Raw genomic sequence first — 22,283 nt, forward strand, 5'->3', positions numbered from 1 at the left:
TTGCACCAGGTGATTAGAAATCGCGGCTACACAGGCAAAACCCGCCTGCGCGGGTTGAAAACCTTAATTTATTAGTCCGCGTAGGCGGACTTCGTTTGTATAGCCGCGATTTCTAATCGCTAGGGCTAGGTGCAAGAGATGAATTAACCCAAGCGTATTAAGCTAGGTGAATAAATCTAAAATCCAAAATCCAAAATCCAAAATTATTTAACAGCCGCCTCTAACATTCGGATTGTCCCAAGTTCAGCATCTATTTCCACTTCCCCACCAATTGGTAAAGTAAATTTATCCTTAATATGACCAATCATTGAACCATGCCAAGCAGGAATACCTAAAGGAAGTATGTGGTCTTGCAAGACTTGCATTAAAGTAAATGATGGTTCATCCCCAAGACTACACTTAGTACATTGCCCAAAGATCAAGCCAGCAATTTGATTAAGTATCCCAGCAGTTTTTAACTGCGTCAGCATCCTATCTACACGATAAACATCCTCGCCAACTTCTTCCACAAACAGAATGCTTTTATTCCAAGAAGGTAGGTAAGGTGAACCCACCATCGCTGATAGCACTGACAAGTTTCCACCCACAAGTTTACCCCTCGCCTTTCCCGGTGCTATTATCTCCACCCGCACTTCGCTAGGGTTGAGATTTTGCATAGTTACTGCTTCACCATTAAATAGGATGCGCTTGAAGTAATCCACTGTAAATTGATTCCAGGTAGACGTAGCAACTGGCCCATGAAAAGTAATCATTTGACTACGGGCATTAATTGCTAACAACAGCGTCGTAATATCGCTGTAACCGATGATAATTTTCGGATGGGAGCGGATTAGCGAGTAGTTGAGTAGGGGTAAAATGCGATTACAGCCCCAACCTCCACGCATGGGAATAATTGCTTTGATGGTGCGATCGCTAAACATCAAGTTTACATCATCGGCGCGATCGGCATCTTTACCTGCTAAATAGCCGTAACGGTCTAAAATATGCTTCCCCAGCTTGACTTTTAACCCTAACTGTGCAATTGATTGCTGTGCTGCTTCGATGTCTTTAGCATCAACGATACCCGCAGGGGAAATCAATCCTACGGTATCCCCAACTTGCAGGCGGGGCGGCTTGCAGATGGTGTTTGGGGATGGCTTACCTTGGGCGGTAAATGATGGTATCTGGGTAGCGAAGGTAGCAAGTCCACAGGTTGTGAGAAATTCCCGACGTTTGATAGTCATAATCACTGAGTTGGGGAGTAGGGACTGTCTTATTAATATGAGTTCAACAACAACAAAATTCCTGACTTATTGAAGAAGTCAGGAATCAAAAGCTTTCGATTTTTTAAAATCAAATAGCATTAATAGAGAATAAAATATTGATGTTATTGCTGACTACTTAAAATCTGAATAGGAATTTCGATTTTAAACTCAGTCCCCTTACCTAATGCAGAGATACAACTAAGTTTTCCCTGGTGCTTTTCGACAACAATCTGATAACTGATTGATAACCCTAAGCCAGTTCCTTGACCAACAGGTTTAGTAGTGAAGAAAGGATCAAAGATGTGTTCCTGAACCTCTGAATTCATACCAGAGCCATTATCTTTGATACTAATCAAAATCGTCTCCTTATCTATAAGGAAAGTTTGAATTTGAATAATTGGCATCTGATTTGCCGACTGCAAATTTTGCATATTGTCCTTTAAGGCATAAATCGCGTTATTAAGAATATTCATAAAAACCTGATTCAACTGGTTAGCATAACACTTACACTTGGGTAGTTTACCATACTCCTTAACTATCTGGATGTCAGGTAAATTGTTGGGTTGTGTCAACTGATGATTCAGAATCATCAAGGTATTATCTATGCCTTCATGAATATCCACAGACTTCATTGTTGCTTCATCTAGTCGTGAGAAGTTCCGTAAGCCTAAAACAATTTCTGTAATTCGCTCACTACCTACTCTCATAGATGTCATTAACTTAGGTAGATCATCACACAAGTACTCTAAATCAATAGTTTTTATTTTGGCTGCTATGCTCGGATTTAACTGGGGATATTGCTCTTGATAAACTGCAATTAAATCTAGTAAATCATTGATGTACTGATTTGCATATTCGAGATTCCCAGCAATAAAACTAATGGGATTGTTAATTTCATGGGCAACCCCTGCTACCATTTGTCCTAAACTGGACATTTTTTCACTATGAACCAGTTGGGCTTGTGTCTCTTGTAAATCAAACAGAGCCTTTCTTAATTCAGCTGTTCGTTCTGCAACTTTTTGTTCTAACTCGTTGTTAGCCTTTTGCAAAGCTTCTGCGGCTCTGACAGTTTCTGTTGCAATACTAGCAATATGGGTGGCTGTTTTTAGAATTTCTAGATGATGGGGAGTGGGATGACAAGGGGATTTATGAGATATAGCAAATGTCCCTAAAACTTCACCAGTTTGTGAAGTAAAAGGTGATGACCAACAAGCTCTAATATTGTAACTCAAAGCGAAATCTCGAAAATCAGCCCATAAAACATCAGTAGCAATATCAGTAACAAATACTGAATCTCCTCTATAAGCAGCAGTTCCACAAGAACCAGAACATTCACCAATCATCAAACCATCAACACCCTTAGCATATTCTTGTGGTAAAGTTGGTGCGGCTCCTCCCCGTAGTCGTTGATTTTCTTGATCTACAACTAAAATTGAGCAATACGCCCCTGGTAATTCTTGCTCTAGCAAAATACAAAGGTTATTAAAAATTTCATATAGGTTAACTCCAAATGTCACTTGTTCTAAAATTTTACTTTGGGTGTACATTAAGGCTTCTGAACGCTTGCGTTCAATCGCTGTTGCTAAGATATGGGTTACACATTGCAAAAAATGCATATCGTCAGGAGAAAAATTCCTTTCCTCGGTAGCATATACTTCTAGGAAACCTAAAGGTTTAGTTGCACCAGGAATTAGCACACTCAAACCAGTAACGCTATCTGGAGGAGAAGGAATAGTGAAATCATCTATGTGACAATAGGGCGTGTTGCGCTTAATAATTGGCTGAGTATTCTCCAAAAATTTTTGTACTTGCTGATTAGTTTTGATATTAATCTCAGCAGAGTCTGTTTCTAAAGGTTTTTCCCCATTGCTAGCGACTTGACACAAAGAATTACTATCTGAAAGTATTTGCCAAATTCGACTATATTTGATGTTAAGTATTTGAGCTACTGAAACAACTGCGTCTTGGAACAAATACAACAATTCAATCCCTGAAAGTGCTTTTTGTCCTAGTGCATTGACTGCTGCTTGATAGCTGAAACTCATTGATGAATTATCATTTTTATACCAGTTGTTATTTGACTCAGTTGTTTTGCTTGATGTTTCTAAATTTAAGTTCATAAACAAAGTGTTATTTTATGTGTGTATCTAATGATCACATAAAAAAGCTTTAAGTTTAACCTGCTCTTAATAAATTTAAGAAAACAGAATGTTTATAAATCAAAGATAAAGTAGGGAGCAGGTAAAATACATTTTCAGTTGTTAGACATATTTTACCCTACGTATTTCCTCTTAATATTTTTCAAAAACTAAACTGAATTCCTATATAAATCGGTATTACCAATTACAGGCAAAAGATTGTCATATAATTGCATCGCCTGTAAACAAGTATTAATACTGAAAACTGCTGAATTATATGCGGCAATATTTTCTTCAACAACATTCAATAATCGGCGATTGTTCGCAATTTTTTCTTCAGCTTCTTGTTCTAATGTTTTCTCTAAATAAGCACGCGCCTGTGGGTATTGCTGCAAAATTTCATCTGCTTGCTGATCTGCCATTGGCAACAACTGAGTTTTAAGAGTTTGATTAATGGTTTGACGGAAAGATTTACGAATAGTTTGAGAAACTTTTGGCTCAAAATCTAACTTCAATAACTGCCTAATTGCTGGCTCTGCTTCCACAATACTTTCAGCGTCGTAACCTTGAGAAGTTTGTGATAAAGTCTGGCGAAATTGATATATAGAAAAAGTGCCTTCATCGTAAAATCTGGGACTTTCTCGCACAAAGCGATCGCACTCTACACTAGCAGCACTCAGTAATGCTTGAGTAACTACTTTTTCGACAGTCTTTATTGTTTGTTCAATTCCACCATCATGATCTAATAAACGATACAATTGACGATAATATTCTGACTTCCGAATCTTTTCAATCAATCGCTGGAAATAACTTGCAACTACTTGCTGAGAAGATTCAATCAGAATATCTTCTAATTGATTTGCTAAATAATAAAATGCCTCTACTAAAATCGCAATTAAAGGTGCTGTAGCATTGCGAGGATGGCTAATGGTTGCGCGTCGATAAGCATCAGCTACAGAAAAAGTATCTAGCAATTCATCTAGACGGCGAATCATCCGTGATTGCAACTGCTTAAAATCTGCTTCAAAAGCATCACAGGAATTATTAATTATTTGGTTAACTTCTTCTGTGATATGCTCACTAAACTCTCTACCAATTTGCTGAAGTTGCTGATTTAGGCGTTGCAACTCTTGCGCCTTCATCGTCTCAATTTCTTGAGGCTGACTATCTAAATTGCGTTGGACACTCTGATAATGTTTCTTCAGTTTAATACAAACATCTTCCAAATCATCAGCAAGATTTTTAAATAATTGGGGACGTTTTTCTTGTGTCAGATAGCGAGTAATAGCTGTGCGAAATTCTTCAGTACCACTATCTTGAATTAGCTTTTCTATCAGTTCATTTCCCCAATCTCCCAGAATCCGCACATAATTTTGATTTGGGGTTTCAAAGCCGTTGACAGAGACACGGAATTTAGTGGATGCAAGTTTCCCTGAATTTACACAGTAGTTGTTAAACGCATAGACAAATTGTGGTGTTTCTTCTTGACTGTCTAAACTTTTGACGCTTTCAGCAAAGAAAGAATCTAAACCAAATCTATCTTGTCCACTTGTCTGTTTAATCTGACTGCCGTAAAATCCTAATAATCCACTAGTTTTATAAACCTTGCTTGTATTGTGAAATTGCCCACTAATTAAATCGTCTAATCGTTGCCGTAGCTGGGTATTGTACCAAGTCTCATCGATGCGGTTGAAGACATAGAAAACGCGATCGCGTACTCCCCCATTCTCCCGCATGAGTTCCAAAAGTTCTGTTTCTTCTTTTGTCATCTCACCCGCCGCAGCAGGTTTTAGCACACACACCACCGCCGAGGTATCAGGATGTTGAATTTTGGCATAAGTTAGCTGTGCATCTTTCTCTACTGGTGCATCGATGCCAGGTGTGTCAATAATTACATTTCCATCTTCTAGCAGAGGATGATTACAGTAATATTCTATCCGCTTCAATACTGCACTATTACTACCACGACGGGCATATCCAGCCGCTTCCTTAAGGTTGGAAAAGTTAAATTGTTCCATTGAGTATGTAGCATTATTAACCGTGTTGATGCGATCGCGGTTTGCCATATATCCCTCTAGCAACAAGATTAACGCCTTCGCCTGTTTTGCACGTTCTGATTTACTCTCACCACCCTCCTGCTGAATAATAACTTCAGAACCTTCACGTAGCAAGTTAATTACATCAGTTTGGTTAATATTAGGTACTGTCTTAAATCCTAGCTGCTGACACAAAGAAACTGCTTGTTCCCGAATTTCTGCTTCACTTAAAAACGTCAAGACAACACGTTCTTTATCTACTTCTGCATACTCAATTTTGCATTCTGTACCTGTAGCGTGTCCCTCTGCACTGTAAAGTAATTCCCTTTCTAATAGTGCATTTATTAACATTGATTTCCCAGCACTAAACGCACCTGCAAACACAATCTCAAACTTGGGAGAAATCGCCTTACTTAAGGAAGTTTGTACAGGTGTAATATCTTGAGAACGCAGCGTTGTTTCTTGTTGCAAAAGTTGTAATATAGATTCAACCTGCTCTTTCAAATTTTTGCATTGAGGCGGTAAATCTGACATATTGGGCATCCTGACAATAATTATGTATATATTAGTAATATTTATTGTCTTGGCGGTTCAGTAAAATTCCTGATAATTTCATCCTGGTTAATTGCTGGATATTACTTAAACAACTAATTAATGAATATTGACTAATGAAAGTTTTCGCGATCCGATTAAAACCCCACGACGATTTAAGACAAAGCTTAAAGAACTTTGTCAAACAGGAAGACATCAAAGCCGGGTTTATATTAAGTGCCATTGGTAGTCTAGAAAAAGCAAAAATTCGCTTTGCTAATCAAGATACGAGTACAGTATTAACCGAAAAATTTGAAATCATCGCTCTCAACGGTACAATAGCGACTACAGGTGTGCATTTGCATATTGCTATTTCTGATCGAGAAGGCAAAACTATCGGTGGACATCTCGACGATGGATGCATTATTTACACAACTGCTGAAATAGTTATTGGTGCAAGTGAGGAATTTACTTTTAATAGAATTTTTGACCAACAAACAGGTTATCAAGAACTAGAAATACACAAATATTAATATTATATAATGGAGTATAGAGATACAATATAAAATTGTTGAAAGCTATTGCTAGCTACAAGATTGTTGTGATTACAGCTAGAGTAAAACAAAATCTTTAAGTCGGCATTGTTGTCAGACAAAATTAAAATGTAATTTGTTATGCAACCTTCTCTGCCTCTTGCTGGCTTAAATATTCTTGTAGTTGAAGATGATGATGATATTCGCTTTTTTATTACTACAGTATTAGAAGCAGATGGAGCCACCATTGTAGCAGTTCCATCAGCGCCAGCAGCACGGGAAGTGTTACCCCAATTGCAACCTGATGTCTTAATTTGTGATATAGGTATGCCTGGTGAAGATGGCTATACTTTTATCCGAAAAATACGGGCGCTAAAGCCAGATATGGGTGGACAAGTTCCAGCTATTGCCTTAACTGCTTATAGCGATAGCGAAAATCGGATTCGCGCTTTGGAAGCTGGCTTTCAGACTCATGTATCTAAACCAGTCTCTCCAGGAGAACTAGTTGAGATTGTCGCTAATTTATTTGCTTCTTGTAATTGGTAATAGATGATATTTTCACCTAATTTATAGGATTACTATTTGATTTTTGAACAACACGTAGGGTGTGTTATCGCCGAGAGTACGGCACCATTTTCAAGGGTTTGGTGCGTTAGACTAAAGTCATAACGCACCCTACAAATACTTAATTTTTTTCAGAAATCAAACCGGATTCCTATATATTATTACTCTCAATAAAAAGCGACTATAAAAAAATCTCCACATCCTAGATATTGATTTGCTGCCTCTGAGTCAAACACATTGCAATTCCCTTTTCGTAGTAAGCAGCCTCATTAATAAAAATAGGCCAAACGGTAGATGTACCCTCATAAACAATTGTTTTATAATTAAAAGTTATAAAAACTGGATCTCCTGGATTCAAGGCTTGATAATCTTTATCCTGAAGCTCTGGGTGAATCATCCCAAAGATTGTACCATCAGGCTTTTTTGGATAATCCACTGTTGATAAGTGGTCATAGACAATCAATGTTTCGTTAGTTGACGGAATTTCACTTTGGTTAAACTGTTCTAGGTAGTCCAGAACCGCATGAACAAGTTCTTCTGTTTGCTGAAATAGCGTTGCTTTTAAAACACCTTGGGCAATGGGGCCAACTTCGATCGCAAAGCCTAATTCGCAGAGAGAATTTACAAATGGGTTTTCTTCAATTGATTTAAAAGAGCAGCGATAAATCCTCACTAAAGGACTGACATGGCTCAGATAAGCAGCCAATTTTAAGTTTAAGGGATGACCGTTGTCTATAATAATTGTCAGACCCATGTTAGCTGTAGTGCTGTGCAAGTCTAAGATGAAATCTGCTTGTTTATCCCTATTTGATGCGAGGGTGTTCTGGATTAATTTAGCTTGCAATTCTTCGTAACTGTTCAGAGTCGGATCTTGTAAGTCTTGCTTAAGAAAACAGCGATTTAAATCCTTCTCTATATATCGCCTCGCTGCTGCAAAAGCATTAGGATTTGCTAACAGGGTGACTGTCTCAAAACTTGCTCTAGTAATTAAATCGGGAAACTGGGCAAATTTTTGGATCAGGTAAGCCCCTGTAAATTCATTGCCATGAGTTCCGCCAACAATTGCAACTCGATTAATCTGGTTCACAATTACACCAACTCTACAATGCAGCGAGTACTTTATGAAGCATTAACTTTGCCGAGGCGATCGCGATCGTGTGGTTGATTAAGATAGGACATATCAGGCCCATTAGGAATAATCCCGCCGGGATTGAGTGGGAATAGGTTCCCGTAATAGTCCCGCTTCACCGTTTCTACGTCGCAAGTGTCAGCCACACCTGGAAGCTGATACAAATCACGCAGATAAGCTCCGAGATTCTGATAGTCTCGAATTCGCTGCTTATTGCACTTAAACAACCCATAGTAGGCACTATCAAACCGAAATAATGTTGTGAATAAACGTACATCTGCGAGTGTGAGATTTTCTCCGCATAGATAGCGATTAGTCTGCAATGCTATGTCAATCTCATCGAGAGTTGCAAACAGTTCATTACAAGCTTCATTGTATGCTTCTTGAGTCTGGGCAAAGCCACAGCGATACACACCGTTGTTTACCGCGTGATAAATCTTCTCATTCCACCAGTCAATTTTTTCTTTAAGTTCTTCTGGGTAAAGATTTAACGTCGGATTGTCGGCTAACTCATTAAATTCAGAGTTCAGCATGACGATAATTTCTGAACTCTCATTATTAACAATAGTTTTTGTTTGGTTATCCCATAAAATTGGAACTGTAACCCGTCCCGTGTAGCCTGGTTGTGCGCGTTGATAAAATTCAGCTAATGTGCGGCAACCTTCTTCTTCTTGGTTAAATATCCAACCGCCTTCAATGGGAGAAGGAGAGACGATACATACTGATATTACCGCTTCGAGTTTTTTTAGCGATCGCACAACCAAGGTTCGGTGTGCCCAAGGACAGCCCAGCCCAACATAGAGTTTGTAGCGCCCCGATGCTGGTGGGTGTGGATTCCCTGACTCTATACCGATGAAATTCCGAAATTGGCTATTAGGACGAATATATGCTCCTGACTGATTGCTAGGAGCAAGTTTGGACATCATTATTTGCCACATAGTCGTCCAGACAAATTTTCCCAGCCAAATGATCAGCTTGGGGGGAAGTGCCCTGCCCTTTTTCTTGGGGAGATTTTTATCGTCATCCATTGGAGTTGAGTTGCTCATGGCGACAATCTTGCTTTGGAATGATTGACATTACCACAGTGATGTGATGTTTAATTTATCGCGGGTAGGTTTCCATATCTACACGCACCTTGAGATTTATTACTTTACTCTACTACGCTTTGCCTGAACTATTTTTCATTATTTTGTCTAAGTTCTGATATATAGCGCTTCTCGGTTTGCAATACAGACCTAACCCCCAGCCCCTTCCCTACGAGCGTTGGGGAGTAAGATTCAAAGCCTTTCTCCTAAAAGGAGAGAGGTCAAAGTGTATTGCATCCAAATAAGAACCGCTATATTCAAAATCACACGAATCTGCGAATGATCAGTTTCCCCAGTCGTGGCCCGATAAAATTTAAAATATACTCCGCAAGTTTTGGTGAAAGAAGTGACAAAAATGGCAATAATAAGGCATTAATATTACTAAAGCTACTAGTAGCACCAACAACAACGCTAGGGATAAAAGAAATCAGCGTCCATATCAACCGATTTATAGATTTAGAGTTGATAGAAGTGCGTTTTTGGAGTTGATTGACAAGAAAATAGCGAGTAGTCACAAATAATACAGTGAAGCCTATCCAAGCAAATATTGATAGTACCCAATTTGGTAAATAGAGATTGTAAACTACTAAAGCAGCAGGAAGCAGCGAAGCTAGCTCCCAAACTAGCAGATTTAGATTAGTCCGAAAAGAACTTAGTATTTGTTCTGTCAGCCAATAATGAGCCGATACAATTATTGAACAGTTGGAATTTTCCATAAAATCCAACTTGATTTTGTGAAATATATCACCATGAATAAGGATAGCGCTTTGCAAAATGATGTCTTCTTCTTCATAACTATCTGAAGATGATTGAGTTTGCTTATAGTAAGAATTAAAGGTGATTCCCGGCTGGAAGGTTGTTTTACCTGTTGTGTTTTTAATCAGAAAAAATTTTAAAATATTAACTATAACAATAACGTAAAAAGCTTGATTAAACTGCTTTTCAATAGTTTCTTTCTTCTTGACAAGTACATCATTATTGCTGAAGCAAGTGTAATACCAGAAAGGAATTACCAACTTGGGTGGAATGTACAGAGAAAGACCAGTTTTTTGTGCTTGCTGAATCTGCTGTACAACTGTCTCATTAAGGTAGAAACTACACTGTGATTGCTCAACCTTCAGTTCCAAGCGATCGCCCTGAGGAACTTGTAGAGAAATCGAGAGCGTAACATCAGCTTGATTATTACCTTTTTTTATTATATCGGCGTTCATCATTGAGATAAATTTGCGATACCTTTTATCAAATTAATCAAAAAACTAAATGTTCCACGCCACTGTTTCTCCCCAGAAACCACTCCTTCATGGTGTGTATTAATAATTAAATTCTTTGCTTCTTCAGATAGATTAAAAAGCTCTTTATGGTAACGAGTGATAATATCTCCATCTAACTGCATGACAGTTTGAGCATAAATAATATCAGTTTTAGTACTTTTAACGTTACTACTATCAAGTGCAGCTTTCAGCTCATACATTTTACGTAGGGTACGAACAAATCTAGCATTATTTAAAAGCCTTTGAATTTCTTTAAAATTGTCAATCCAATCTTCTTGCTTGTTACTATCTTTGTCATCAAGAACGGGAGTTGGAGCCGGGAGTATTGGTTCAGCTAGTTTCACATTTTCTTCATCGCTTTCAACTAGATTTTCTTGATGTTGCTTCGCATATTCAAGCCTCCGACGATATCGTTTTATCCTCTCATCCTGGGGATTATAAAAATCTGAACCCTCCTCAAGAAGAAGGTAAAAATACTCTCTTTCAATTTGGTCGAATAGACTTCTATAACGCTTACGTAGTTCTTGAGCTTGATAACCTTCTTCTGGAATATCTTTTGCATCAAAGTAATCTGGATCATGTATAGAATAAATTTCTTGATATGCCTCCCAAGCATTAAATTTGGAAGCATTAATCCTATCCACAACCATCGTATTCACTTCTAAAGCTGTGATGTCAGAAACTAATGTCTGTACAGATGATACTAAATTGTTGATCAAGCTTCTAGCTTGGGTTTGAATATCTGGATGTTTAGTACCATTTTGGTCTTTAGTTTGAATATCATTAGACATAGTGTAACCCTATTATAATTCTGACCAAGATTGCTTTAGGCTTCTATATGATAGGTAGAAGCAAATAAACCTAAAAATTAGGCGCAATTCCCAAACTAGTACTTAAATTTCTGACTTTTTGCGATTTTTCACAATTTCCATAAAAAGTTTATACAATTTTTCTACACTTTCTATGTTCTTGTGAATGATCTCTCGACCGTCTTTAATTTGAGTTAAATGAAATTCCCGAATTTCTTTATAAGTACCACTATCAGTAAATTGACTACCAATTTCATTGTCGATATCGCCATTAACAAGATTAATTCGGGTATATATTCGATTACCTGGTTTGGGATCTGCCGATGTTATCTCATTTTGTGACTGCTCAGATGAATCTACAACCCAAGTGGTAATTTTTAAATCAACAACTTCAACTATTGCTGTTTTAATAGCATCAATAATTTGGTCAACATCCAGTCCCTTTTTATCAGCATTAAGATTAGTAACTATTGTTCTGAAATCACTATTTTTTGTACTAATAGCTAGTCTATTACTTTCTAAGTTATCCGTAATTATCGGATTTGCGGTATTTACCATAATTTTCTGAAGGTTTAAATCTCAACAATGTCTCATTGTAGATGATGTTTAAAATTCTCCCGTCTTTACTTAATAAAACTAAGCAAAATCTCAACAACTTAATCATTGAAGAAAGTATTTATCAATAAAAATCAAGCTGGGATTTCCCGGAGCTAATTTCATCTCATAAGAGAAAATAATTTATCTACTATTGCAAACAAGGTGGCGCAAAGTATACACTAGCATAAGTGCATATTTTTGTATAAAAAAGTACTTAGTTAGCAGTCAAAAACGGTACTTTTAGAATAAGTACATTGTATACAATGAGTTCGTTATCCCTGGAAAAACAATAAAAATATGTTGTTGTTATCGCGTAAAGCCATTGTTACACCTTTTGTAATTTGTGCCTGTGTATTAGGAGTTGGGTTGATTCAATTCCCGCAATTGCAAAAACTGATAAGTAGCAAAAAATCTGCCTCTATAGAAACTCTAGAGAAAGAAATAAAAGCTGAAAATATCCGTCTTGATTTTCTCCAAAAAATGCCTACTTTTGGTTATAATAACTTGATTGCAGATTTAGTATATCTTGATTTTTCACAATATTTCGGAGACGATGAAGTTCGGGATAAAACAGGTTACAGTTTAAGTCCAGAATATTTTGAAGTTATTCTAGAACGTGACCCGCGATTTTTAGCAGCCTATCAGAGTCTTTCTGTCAGTACTTCATTGTATGCTGCCATGCCAGAACGGGCGATCGCAATATCAGAAAAAGGCTTAAAATCACTATCTCCTTGGGTTCCCGAAAAGTCTTATTACGTCTGGCGTTATAAAGGAGTTGATGAGTTATTATTTTTAGGCAATGCTAAAGCTGCCCAACATTCTTTTGCAATGGCGGCAACCTGGGCTAGTAAATTTTCCGATCCAGAGAGTCAGATGATCGCTAATACTTCCCAAAAAACTGCTGAATTTCTGACTCGAAACCCTCACAGTAAATATGCTCAAATTTCTAGCTGGTCAATGGTTTTAAATAATCAAGTTGATGAGAAAAATCGGAAACGAGCAATTAGGGAAATTGAAGCTTTGGGAGGAAAAGTAATTACAACTCCTGAAGGCGCTCATAAAATTTTATTTCCCCAAAAGGATTAGAATAATTCGTAATTTCTGGAGTAATGCTAGTGTCAATCCAATTGGCAGAATCGGACTTTCAAATATTAGGGTGTTTTCCAGTTATTTCCCAGCTACGCCCTCAGATTATCCAGTCTAAGTTTGTAGAACAAGTTCGATATCAAATGAAAGAAGGATATCAACTTGTATTCTTGGAAGTAGAAAAAGAAGCCGTAGCGATCGCTGGATTTCGCATTTATAATTGTTTATCATCAGGGAGGTTTTTATATATTGATGATTTGGTTGTTGATGAGTTTAAGCGGTCACATGGCTACGGTCAACAGTTATTTCAGTGGCTAATTGAATATGCCAGAAATCATGAATGTAAACACCTGAGTCTTGATTCTGGTGTTCAGCGATTTGCCGCTCACAGGTTTTATCTCATACAGCGTATGAGCATTACAAGTCATCACTTTTCAATAGAGTTGTAGCGAGAAACAATCATGTTGTGAAAAATAATATTTTTTGGTATGACGGTAAATTAGTTCACTCTCAAACTCTAGAATTAGATATTAACGATCCGGGTTTACTTTATGGGGCAACTGTTTTTACAACATTGCGGGTTTATCAGAACTCGCTAGATAGTAATTTAACGAATTGGCAAGCACATTGCGATCGCTTACTCTTCTCAGTACAATCTTTTGGTTGGCAGCAACCAGATTGGAACCGTCTGCGTCAAGGTGCCCAAATTCTCCTCACACACTTCCCCGTTCTCAGAATTACCATCTTTCCTGATGGACGGGAATGGATAACAGGCAGATTCTTACCAGATAATTTGACAGAAAAACAAAAAGGTGGTATAATATGCGCCGTTGCTAGTTCAGAATTTTCTCGCGCTCTCCCCTCTCATAAAACTGGAAACTATTTGAGTGCTTGGTTGGCAAAAACTAGTTTAGATGCTCAAGAAGCAATATTAGTGGATGTTCAAGGAAATTGGCTAGAAACCAGCACAGGCAACCTTTGGGGGTGGTGCGATCGCAGTTGGTACACGCCGCCAAAAAAGGCAGGAATTTTACCGGGAATTATGCGATCGCAACTTGTAAACTGGTTGCAAAACCAGCAGCAGCCTGTGCAAGAAGAAACTTGGAGCGTCAAGTTAGTCCAGAGATTTGAAGCGATCGCCTACACTAATAGTGTCGTGGAAATTATTCCCATTCATACCGTGCATCAGCCTTCCGGGTCGCTACAATATAATCCCTACCATCCTAGCTTTGGGCAAATCAGGGAGCTTTTTGTCGGATGACAGCCACGGCAACTTGTTACACTTAAGATAAGTTAACATAATTCTTAATAATGACCTTTCCGAGCAGAGACGGTAAGCGATGGCGCGAAAAATACAGGAGGATAGACTTTAGTGAATAAAAAATGGAGAAATGCAGGGCTGTACGCGCTGCTGTTTATTGTCGTCATTGCGCTGGGAACAGCATTTTTTGACAAACAACCCCAAAGCAGAGAGACATGGCGATACAGTAAGTTTATTCAAGAAGTTCAACAAGGCAAAGTCGAAAAAGTCAGTTTGAGTGCAGATCGTTCTACAGCACTGGTTACACCCAAATATGACCCAGCGAAACGGATTGTCACCTTAGTTAACGATCCAGACCTGATCAATACTCTGTCTTCAAATGGCGTTGATATTTCTGTTTTGCCCCAAACCGATGAAGGCTTTTGGTTTAAGGCACTGAGCAGCTTATTTTTCCCTGTATTGCTTTTGGTTGGCTTATTCTTCTTACTACGTCGCGCTCAAAGTGGCCCCGGTAGCCAAGCGATGAACTTTGGCAAATCCAAAGCCAGAGTCCAAATGGAACCACAAACTCAAGTGACATTTGGCGATGTCGCTGGTATCGACCAAGCCAAGTTGGAATTAAACGAAGTCGTAGACTTTCTGAAAAACGCTGATCGCTTTACCGCCGTTGGTGCAAAAATTCCTAAAGGTGTGTTGTTAGTTGGCCCTCCTGGTACCGGTAAAACCCTCCTCGCGCGTGCTGTTGCTGGTGAAGCTGGTGTACCCTTCTTCTCCATCTCCGGTTCGGAATTTGTGGAAATGTTCGTCGGTGTGGGTGCATCCCGCGTCCGCGATTTGTTTGAACAAGCTAAAACCAATGCTCCTTGTATCGTCTTCATCGATGAAATTGACGCTGTAGGTCGTCAACGAGGTGCAGGTTTAGGTGGTGGTAACGATGAGCGGGAACAAACCCTCAACCAGTTGCTCACAGAAATGGACGGCTTTGAAGGCAACACTGGCATCATCATTATTGCCGCTACCAACCGTCCTGATGTCCTAGATGCAGCCCTGTTGCGTCCTGGTCGCTTTGACCGTCAAGTTGTGGTAGACCGTCCCGACTATGCCGGACGCAGCGAAATTCTCAAGGTTCATGCCCGTGGCAAAACCTTGGCTAAAGATGTGGACTTGGATAAAATCGCCCGTCGTACCCCTGGATTTACTGGCGCAGATTTATCCAACCTGTTGAATGAAGCCGCAATTCTGGCAGCCCGCCGGAATTTGACTGAAATTTCGATGGATGAAATCAATGACGCGATCGATCGCGTATTAGCTGGGCCAGAGAAGAAAGACCGAGTAATGAGCGAAAAGCGCAAAACCTTGGTAGCTTATCACGAAGCTGGTCACGCCTTAGTTGGTGCTTTAATGCCAGACTACGATCCTGTGCAGAAGATTAGTATCATCCCTCGGGGTCGTGCAGGTGGTTTAACTTGGTTTACCCCCAGCGAAGACCGGATGGACACTGGTTTATACAGCCGTGCTTATCTAGAAAATCAGATGGCTGTGGCTTTGGGTGGTCGGATTGCTGAAGAATTAATCTTTGGTGAAGAAGAAGTTACCACAGGTGCTTCTAACGACCTCCAACAAGTAGCCCGGGTTGCCCGTCAGATGATCACCCGATTTGGCATGAGCGATCGCTTAGGACCAGTCGCCCTTGGTCGTCAACAAGGTAATATGTTCCTCGGACGAGATATCATGTCAGAGCGTGATTTTTCTGAAGAAACCGCCGCCGCCATTGATGAAGAAGTCCGCAAACTTGTAGATGTAGCCTATACACGTGCTAAAGAAGTTTTGGTGCGTAACCGCCACATTTTAGATCAGATAGCGCAAATGTTGGTTGATAAAGAAACAGTAGATGCCGAGGAATTGCAAGAAATTCTCTCGAATAACGATGTGACAACCGCCGCCTTTGCCTAATTCAATCAGAAGTGATGAGTTAAAAAAATTCCTAACTTCTAACTTTTAAAATTCGGGGTGATTCTGGGATTTCCCAGAGTTATCCCAATTTTTTTAAGGAACTTTGGGGGTTTAAGTCCCCTGTCTCTAAAGGCAGCGCGAATTGAACGCCTAAGCTAAATCCCCGTAACAAAACGTAATTACGAATTACGAATTACGAATTATTTTAAGTTCCTTGTCAAAAGCCCAGCCATAAAGACTGGGCTTTTAATCCAAAATGGGGTTATATTCCCCGAAGGTTCGTTATAGAGTTTCAGTATAAATCGTTAGTCTAATAGAGACTACCACTTGAGGATAATCAATTTCGGAAAATTAGAAAAATTTTCAGGTTGCCCAAACTTGGTATAGATCCTGATTCTCTCTCGGTAAAACTAGAAATCAGGGTAATTCGGAGATTTCACGAATTACCCTGATTGTAATCAATGCAAAAGAATCTATGCATTCTGTGCCGCACCCCTTATGGCGATCAAATAGATAACTTTCTAAATTCTTTACTAAGACTATCGTCAAAAGTGACTGGATACTCAACCAGTCGCCGATCTTAAACTCTGGATGTCGGTTTCAAAAATAGCCACGCCACAAAGAACGTCGCCGCCGTGAATAGTTGCGTCAAATCCAAAGCAGATAGATAGCCATCCGCAAATGAAGCAATACTGCGATCGGTAATGCCAAATACCCAGGATGACAGCCCAAACAGCCAAATCCCATTCTTGAGATTTCCGACGAATTTATTAGAGTCTGATGGTTGCTGGTCGTTCATGATCTTCTGCTCCGTTAGTGAAGAATCTGGTGATTGATGCGAAATACCTGCCATTAGGAATTTTCTCGGACTCCTGACGCTGAATTTACACTTCCTATTAATAATATTAATAAATATTTCACCTACTTGACATCATTGCCCAAAGGTACATCTCATAATCATGACATTCCTCCTTTGGTTTTGCTACCTCTGAAAGATGGTAATGCGTTGAGTTATGAGATTTACAGCGTCGCGTTTGAATGCTGAGATTACATTATCTTTAAATAACTATATAAATATTTATTTATACTTCTTAGAAAATCCTCTATAGGATAGATGCATTTCAATAAAATCCTCAGATTTTAATTGCATGGATACTTCACTTCGTAGGGGCGTACATCTCTCATAGGTGTCAACTTAACGTTAAAAGGGCGTTTAGAAACCGAACGCCAATTGCTTCTCCCAAAAAGAGAGGCTACGCGAACAAATCGGCGGAGCCAGCCAACCCACTGGCTCGTCTACACAGGCGAAACCCACCCCCCTGGGTTAAAAAACCTTAATTTTCTCTTAGCCCACGGAGGAAAGCTCCGTTTGCGTAGCCGAGAATGACCTTCACCCTGGCTCGAAGTTGGAACCAATGCAAAGATGTTCGCACCTACTGGGTTTTGCGGGAATGCTAATATAAGCTGCAAGTTCCACTAAACTCGATTTGGAGTAATATAGGACTAGTATTTGATTTTTGAAATATACGTAGGGTGTGTTATGCCGTAGGCTAACGCACCAAAACCTTCGGATGGTGCGTTAGGTCAGCCGTAACACTACAAGACTACTGAGATTTTTTCAGAAATCAAATATGATTCCTATAAATACTACGTAGATTTTAAAGCGGATGCTAATATAAGCTGCAAGTTCCACTAAACTCGATTTCGAGTAATAAATACCACGTAGATTTTAAAGCGGGAGATGGGACTCGAACCCACGACGTTCACCATGGGAAGGTGACATTCTACCACTGAATTACACCCGCTAATTGCTGCCATAAACTTAGCATTAAAGTTAACCATACCACTATTTACAGATGTTTTCAATTGGCTACAACATACCTGATGGGGCAACTGCTGATGTATGAGTTCTGTCAGTGTGTTCAGATTGGGAAATCTTTTTAGCTATCTGATGACGGCACTTACTACCATATTTAACTAAAGAACAATGTCCTCTCCTCGCTCGGTAAAGCGAACCTCTTTAATATTCCATTGGGCATTACTCGTTAGGGTTTTACGAAGACTGCCAAACAGAGCAAACTGTTCACAACTAGAAAGAGAAGCTATTTGCCGCTTTGACTCAGGAGATATTCGCAAATCAACTGTAGCAATGCCATTTTTGATGTTGACACGATACCCAGACAGGCTAAAGTCGCTTGTATCTCGTTTTTCTAAAATTTTACTCACTACATTTGTCACTGGTTCCTCAGCTGGTACTGAAACCTTTTCTGGAATTAGTTTTTGACATTGAGTATCACTTGTGTATAGTGTGACACTGGTAGTTTTGCTAATGGTAGCTTCAGAAGTTGATGGCGAGGGCGTATTTTCCTTAGGAGATTTTTGATTAGGAGATTTTTCTCTCAACTGAGCTATGCTAGGAATTTGGCTGGGAGTCTGAGATGATAAGCTATTCGGCGGTGTTGTGGCAGGCGATGGCGTTCCGCTATCAATATTACGAGCGATGGGGTTAGAACTACAACTGCCTAGGCTGACGACCATTATCACAAAAATAAGAGGTAAAAAATATTTCTTGGTTGTGTTCATAATTTTTGCTTATAAATAATGTTGCTGCTATCAATTTCAGTGTCGCTGGTATCAATTCCGCATAAATTTTTGAATATTGAGCCAGTCTATAAAGTGTCAACCCCAAATCTGTTAAAGTCAAGGATAATACTATACAGAGAGACTCACCAAGTATAATGGCATATATACCAGCTTTAACTACAAGGTATAAATAAGTGTGTGTAAAAAAGTCAGACTTACTAACGACGATAATGCCCAAGCTTTGTAGTTGCGATCGCCTAGTTATGCCTTTAGGTTGTTTACTCTAAAGCAAATTACTAGTTTTCACTACTTTTTTGCTTGATCAATTGCTGCACTAATAATTGCACTCCCAAAGCCAACAAACCAATTGCCACTATACCAAATATCACGCTTCCTAAAGCAAATACACCAACAACCAGAGTACGGACAGCAGAAGAAATCTTCACCACCAATGGATTAATTGAATGAATAGGTTTAGTAGCAAAATTTGTTGCGATCGCAATCATCAGCGAATACACTGCAAATCCCATTCCTCCCGAAATCACCGCCCCAGCAAAACAGCGTAACGGACTCGCTGTAACCTGTTCTTTAGTATCTGTTTGTGGCGTTAGATTTTGGTCATTCATAACATTTTAGATTTGGAATTGAAGTATTAAGAATAATTACTGTCATCAGGTAACCGTCATTCAAATTGCATTTCTGCATCTTTACTAGCGATTTGAATTATGCAACTTAAAAACTCATCAGCTTATTCCTTATACTCCATTAACGAGAAAAATTTATTTAAACCGAAGATGCTACCTGAATCCCATGTGTAATTGTCCGAGTCACAAACAATTCTAAGTCTTCATCAATAATTGCTTCTCTGACTTGCAGCTTAACCTGTTCAGCCTCCTGTTGAGACTTAAAAAGAGCAAATACAGTTGGTCCAGAACCAGACATCATAGTTCCTAAAACACCTTCTTGATTTGCAAACACTTCTCGCAGTTGCAAAACTTGGGGATAGACTGGCAATACCACCCGCTCTAAATCATTGTGCAGTTTTTGGGCAATTTCTCCCACATCTTTATCCAGGATAGCTTTCACTATTGCTCCTGAATGAACTGCATTAGCACGCGCTTCCAAGTTGCCGCTATCTCTAATATAAGAATGACCAAACTGCTGTCGATAGGTTTTGTATGCCCAAGCGGTAGAAACTTCCAGACTGCGGTATTTTGCTAAGACTATATATATACTATCCAAACTTGGCAGGGGAGAAAGCTGCTCACCTTTACCTGTGGCGATCGCAGTTCCACCCGCTACACAAAATGGTACATCTGAACCGAGTGTACCTCCCAACTCCTCTAATTCTGACTGAGTTAGCCCCAATTTCCACAGTAAATCTATCCCCACCAACACAGCTGCTGCATTCGTCGAACCCCCAGCTAACCCAGCAGCGACAGGAATCTGCTTGTTAATAGTAATCTCCACGCCCCCATATTTAGCAAAGGCTTCAGGAAATTGCCTCGCCATTAATTCGGCTGCGCGGTATGCCAGATTAGTTTTATCCGTCGGTACTTGTGGGTGGTTGCAGTGAACACAGATATTCTCAGTGCTGATGGAACGCACATCAATATGGTCTGTAAGTCCAATACTTTGAAGTATCATGGCTAACTCATGATAGCCATCGGAGCGTTGGCGTAGCCCGCCAGAGGCATCGCCAATGATTTCCAGATACAAATTTATTTTAGCAGGGGCAATTAGGCTGTAGGAACGCATTTTGAAAGGTAGAAGCTATGGGTTGCTAGTTATGAATGGATGAATTTTGGGTTTTGAATCAAAGCAATCATCTACATATTCACTCTTAACTCCTCACTCCTCACTCTTAACTCCTAACTCATTCGCTAAAATTACCCATTGCTGAACGCTGAGGTCTTCGGCTCTAGCTTGGGGATTTATTTTTAATTGTTCCAGTAAGTGGCTCAAGCGATCGCGTTCTATAACTGATTGCAAATTATTTCGTAACATTTTGCGCTTGGCACCAAACCCCAACTTTAAGAAATTCTCTAACTGTCGGGGATTAAGTGCTGGTATTTCGATTTTTCGGGGGCGCAATCGCACCACTGCTGAATCAACTTTTGGCGGTGGCTGAAATGCGGCCGCTGGAACTGTGCAGATTAACTCACACTCAGCCAAATACTGTACCCGCACACTCAACGCTCCGAAAGCTCTTGATCCTGCTTTAGCATACAACCTTTCTGCTACTTCTTTTTGTACCAGCAATACAATAGAGTCAAATGGTTCGGGGTTGGGGTTAGCGATCGTACCCAGTAGTTTCTCAATGATTGGCCCCGTAATATTGTAGGGAATATTGGCTACTACCTTATTTGGCTTTTGGAAATTGGGAAAGGCTGCCAGATAAGATGGTAAATCTAGACTGAGAAAATCGCCTTGCAGCAGTAAAAAATTTTTAGTCTTACCAAGCTGCTTTGACAACAGTTGGCATAAATCGCGGTCTATTTCAACTGCAATCAGAGATTGCACCAAGGGTAATAAACGACGAGTCAGAATCCCGGTTCCGGGGCCAATTTCCAGGATGCGATCGCCTTTGGCGTTGGCGGAGCCATCGCTTTCCGTACACTCTGCTGCTTGAATAATTGCGTTGAGCGCCTTTTCACTTTTGAGCCAATGTTGAGCAAAGACCTTGCGCGGTCGGATCATCTGTATTTATTGCCTAGTCTAGTTTTTAGCTTTTTCTCAAAAATTCATGATAAATTTTGAAGCCCCTCTACAGCGCTAGACTCACTGTAACGCCTATCTTCCATTCCGAACGCTCTAGAAATGCACAGGTGGCGATCGCGTAAATGTCCATATAAGCTCCACCTATGGGATGGAAGTCTTAAACCGCAAGCTCCGCAACAATTATGCTCTTATATATAGTTAGTTTGAGCATTTGGATTCAGGATAAATCCCTCAAGGAAGGCCACCTCCTGACTTTCTCGATAATCACTCAACCTGCATCAGATCCCATTTATGGACAAGCAACGTGCATTATTCACACAGTCAAGTTTAGCCACTTTATTTTTGCCTCCCTCCCGTTGCTCAAGCCATTGACTTGAAAGTAGTGCCAGTCAAGGGATTTGCCCTTTTAGAAAAAAAAATAAATTTACCCCTTGACAAACTAGGGGATGACTAGTTACTCTAGTTAAGTCGGGAAGCGAAAGAACGCAAACGACCGCTGAACCTAAAAAACATAATACTTTGAAAGCTTAAGAAAAAAACCAATCCTCGTCAAAAGATTTTAGTTTTGGGATTTCCCAAAAAGATAATCGAAATTGTCAATAGGATTCTGGAAAATATTTTTTTCAGAGCCACAAACTCGAAACACAACAAAACGGAGAGTTTGATCCTGGCTCAGGATGAACGCTGGCGGTATGCTTAACACATGCAAGTCGAACGGAATCTTTCGGGATTTAGTGGCGGA

General features: G+C 39.6%; 19 protein-coding genes, 1 tRNA gene and 1 rRNA gene. 7 read left to right on the top strand and 14 right to left on the bottom strand.

Annotated elements, in window-relative coordinates:
- Positions 1–203: 203 nt before the first annotated feature.
- The 3 genes from V7K50_RS23375 to V7K50_RS23385 form a co-directional block, all read right to left on the bottom strand.
- Positions 204–1,223: a S66 peptidase family protein gene (locus V7K50_RS23375; RefSeq protein ID WP_334964194.1), complete on the bottom strand. Its 1,020-nt coding sequence runs from the start codon at positions 1,221–1,223 to the stop codon at positions 204–206.
- Between the two features lie 143 nt (positions 1,224–1,366).
- Positions 1,367–3,364 (bottom strand): GAF domain-containing sensor histidine kinase, encoded by a 1,998-nt coding sequence (locus tag V7K50_RS23380; RefSeq protein WP_334964196.1) that lies wholly within the window; start codon positions 3,362–3,364, stop codon positions 1,367–1,369.
- A gap of 188 nt (positions 3,365–3,552) precedes the next feature.
- Positions 3,553–5,952 carry a dynamin-like GTPase family protein gene (locus V7K50_RS23385; protein ID WP_334964198.1) on the bottom strand — a complete coding sequence of 800 codons (2,400 nt, stop codon included), beginning with the start codon at positions 5,950–5,952 and terminating at the stop codon, positions 3,553–3,555.
- 134 nt (positions 5,953–6,086) lie between these two features.
- Between V7K50_RS23385 and V7K50_RS23390 the strand changes: the two genes are divergently transcribed.
- Both V7K50_RS23390 and V7K50_RS23395 read left to right on the top strand, forming a co-directional pair.
- Positions 6,087–6,482, top strand: coding sequence for a PPC domain-containing DNA-binding protein (locus V7K50_RS23390; protein WP_334964200.1), 396 nt, complete (start codon positions 6,087–6,089; stop codon positions 6,480–6,482).
- A gap of 141 nt (positions 6,483–6,623) precedes the next feature.
- A complete protein-coding gene (locus V7K50_RS23395; RefSeq protein WP_334964202.1) occupies positions 6,624–7,028 on the top strand; it encodes a response regulator in 405 nt (134 codons plus the stop codon).
- A gap of 220 nt (positions 7,029–7,248) precedes the next feature.
- Here the strand turns inward: V7K50_RS23395 and V7K50_RS23400 are convergent, their stop codons facing one another.
- The 5 genes from V7K50_RS23400 to V7K50_RS23420 form a co-directional block, all read right to left on the bottom strand.
- Positions 7,249–8,133: an aspartoacylase gene (locus V7K50_RS23400; protein ID WP_334964204.1), complete on the bottom strand. Its 885-nt coding sequence runs from the start codon at positions 8,131–8,133 to the stop codon at positions 7,249–7,251.
- A 32-nt stretch (positions 8,134–8,165) separates the two neighbouring features.
- Positions 8,166–9,221 carry a glutathione S-transferase family protein gene (locus tag V7K50_RS23405; RefSeq protein WP_334964206.1) on the bottom strand — a complete coding sequence of 352 codons (1,056 nt, stop codon included), beginning with the start codon at positions 9,219–9,221 and terminating at the stop codon, positions 8,166–8,168.
- Positions 9,222–9,523: 302 nt separating this feature from the next.
- A complete protein-coding gene (locus tag V7K50_RS23410) occupies positions 9,524–10,474 on the bottom strand; it encodes a hypothetical protein (RefSeq protein WP_334964208.1) in 951 nt (316 codons plus the stop codon).
- Entirely contained in the window at positions 10,471–11,322 is an 852-nt protein-coding gene (locus tag V7K50_RS23415; protein ID WP_334964210.1) for a hypothetical protein, read from the bottom strand. The genes V7K50_RS23410 and V7K50_RS23415 overlap by 4 nt, the downstream gene beginning before the upstream one ends.
- Before the next feature lie 102 nt (positions 11,323–11,424).
- The gene (locus V7K50_RS23420) at positions 11,425–11,898 is read right to left on the bottom strand and encodes a hypothetical protein (protein ID WP_334964212.1); all 474 of its coding nucleotides are present in this window, start codon (positions 11,896–11,898) and stop codon (positions 11,425–11,427) included.
- Between the two features lie 336 nt (positions 11,899–12,234).
- Between V7K50_RS23420 and V7K50_RS23425 the strand changes: the two genes are divergently transcribed.
- From V7K50_RS23425 to ftsH3, 4 genes are all read left to right on the top strand, one after another.
- Positions 12,235–13,023, top strand: coding sequence for a hypothetical protein (locus tag V7K50_RS23425; RefSeq protein WP_334964214.1), 789 nt, complete (start codon positions 12,235–12,237; stop codon positions 13,021–13,023).
- Between the two features lie 23 nt (positions 13,024–13,046).
- Entirely contained in the window at positions 13,047–13,472 is a 426-nt protein-coding gene (locus tag V7K50_RS23430; RefSeq protein WP_334964216.1) for a GNAT family N-acetyltransferase, read from the top strand.
- Positions 13,473–13,489: 17 nt separating this feature from the next.
- Positions 13,490–14,284, top strand: coding sequence for an aminotransferase class IV (locus V7K50_RS23435; RefSeq protein WP_334964218.1), 795 nt, complete (start codon positions 13,490–13,492; stop codon positions 14,282–14,284).
- Between the two features lie 111 nt (positions 14,285–14,395).
- Complete coding sequence (gene ftsH3 / locus V7K50_RS23440; RefSeq protein ID WP_334964220.1) at positions 14,396–16,237, top strand: ATP-dependent zinc metalloprotease FtsH3; 1,842 nt, start codon at positions 14,396–14,398, stop codon at positions 16,235–16,237.
- Between the two features lie 580 nt (positions 16,238–16,817).
- Here the strand turns inward: ftsH3 and V7K50_RS23445 are convergent.
- From V7K50_RS23445 to rsmA, 6 genes are all read right to left on the bottom strand, one after another.
- A complete protein-coding gene (locus tag V7K50_RS23445; RefSeq protein ID WP_334802008.1) occupies positions 16,818–17,036 on the bottom strand; it encodes a hypothetical protein in 219 nt (72 codons plus the stop codon).
- 934 nt (positions 17,037–17,970) lie between these two features.
- Positions 17,971–18,042, bottom strand: a tRNA-Gly gene (locus tag V7K50_RS23450).
- A gap of 172 nt (positions 18,043–18,214) precedes the next feature.
- Positions 18,215–18,820, bottom strand: coding sequence for a sporulation/spore germination protein (locus tag V7K50_RS23455; protein ID WP_334964222.1), 606 nt, complete (start codon positions 18,818–18,820; stop codon positions 18,215–18,217).
- Between the two features lie 296 nt (positions 18,821–19,116).
- Positions 19,117–19,446 (bottom strand): DUF3082 domain-containing protein, encoded by a 330-nt coding sequence (locus V7K50_RS23460; RefSeq protein WP_334964224.1) that lies wholly within the window; start codon positions 19,444–19,446, stop codon positions 19,117–19,119.
- A gap of 157 nt (positions 19,447–19,603) precedes the next feature.
- Entirely contained in the window at positions 19,604–20,578 is a 975-nt protein-coding gene (gene ispE / locus V7K50_RS23465; RefSeq protein ID WP_334964226.1) for a 4-(cytidine 5'-diphospho)-2-C-methyl-D-erythritol kinase, read from the bottom strand.
- 93 nt (positions 20,579–20,671) lie between these two features.
- A complete protein-coding gene (gene rsmA, locus V7K50_RS23470) occupies positions 20,672–21,520 on the bottom strand; it encodes a 16S rRNA (adenine(1518)-N(6)/adenine(1519)-N(6))-dimethyltransferase RsmA (protein ID WP_334964228.1) in 849 nt (282 codons plus the stop codon).
- Between the two features lie 670 nt (positions 21,521–22,190).
- On the opposite strand from rsmA, the gene V7K50_RS23475 reads away from it, so the two are divergent.
- Positions 22,191–22,283 (top strand): 16S ribosomal RNA (locus V7K50_RS23475); the annotation flags it as partial.

This window comes from Nostoc sp., assembly GCF_036917135.1.
Lineage (GTDB): Bacteria > Cyanobacteriota > Cyanobacteriia > Cyanobacteriales > Nostocaceae > Nostoc.

Bases quoted from the DNA above. Each gene is read 5' to 3' on its own strand.
- V7K50_RS23375 (WP_334964194.1), bottom strand. From the start codon at position 1,223: ATGACTATCAAACGTCGGGAATTTCTCACAACCTGTGGACTTGCTACC.
- V7K50_RS23380 (WP_334964196.1), bottom strand. From the start codon at position 3,364: ATGAACTTAAATTTAGAAACATCAAGCAAAACAACTGAGTCAAATAAC.
- V7K50_RS23385 (WP_334964198.1), bottom strand. From the start codon at position 5,952: ATGTCAGATTTACCGCCTCAATGCAAAAATTTGAAAGAGCAGGTTGAA.
- V7K50_RS23390 (WP_334964200.1), top strand. From the start codon at position 6,087: ATGAAAGTTTTCGCGATCCGATTAAAACCCCACGACGATTTAAGACAA.
- V7K50_RS23395 (WP_334964202.1), top strand. From the start codon at position 6,624: ATGCAACCTTCTCTGCCTCTTGCTGGCTTAAATATTCTTGTAGTTGAA.
- V7K50_RS23405 (WP_334964206.1), bottom strand. From the start codon at position 9,221: ATGAGCAACTCAACTCCAATGGATGACGATAAAAATCTCCCCAAGAAA.
- V7K50_RS23410 (WP_334964208.1), bottom strand. From the start codon at position 10,474: ATGATGAACGCCGATATAATAAAAAAAGGTAATAATCAAGCTGATGTT.
- V7K50_RS23415 (WP_334964210.1), bottom strand. From the start codon at position 11,322: ATGTCTAATGATATTCAAACTAAAGACCAAAATGGTACTAAACATCCA.
- V7K50_RS23420 (WP_334964212.1), bottom strand. From the start codon at position 11,898: ATGGTAAATACCGCAAATCCGATAATTACGGATAACTTAGAAAGTAAT.
- V7K50_RS23425 (WP_334964214.1), top strand. From the start codon at position 12,235: ATGTTGTTGTTATCGCGTAAAGCCATTGTTACACCTTTTGTAATTTGT.
- V7K50_RS23430 (WP_334964216.1), top strand. From the start codon at position 13,047: ATGCTAGTGTCAATCCAATTGGCAGAATCGGACTTTCAAATATTAGGG.
- V7K50_RS23445 (WP_334802008.1), bottom strand. From the start codon at position 17,036: ATGAACGACCAGCAACCATCAGACTCTAATAAATTCGTCGGAAATCTC.
- V7K50_RS23455 (WP_334964222.1), bottom strand. From the start codon at position 18,820: ATGAACACAACCAAGAAATATTTTTTACCTCTTATTTTTGTGATAATG.
- V7K50_RS23460 (WP_334964224.1), bottom strand. From the start codon at position 19,446: ATGAATGACCAAAATCTAACGCCACAAACAGATACTAAAGAACAGGTT.
- ispE (WP_334964226.1), bottom strand. From the start codon at position 20,578: ATGCGTTCCTACAGCCTAATTGCCCCTGCTAAAATAAATTTGTATCTG.
- rsmA (WP_334964228.1), bottom strand. From the start codon at position 21,520: ATGATCCGACCGCGCAAGGTCTTTGCTCAACATTGGCTCAAAAGTGAA.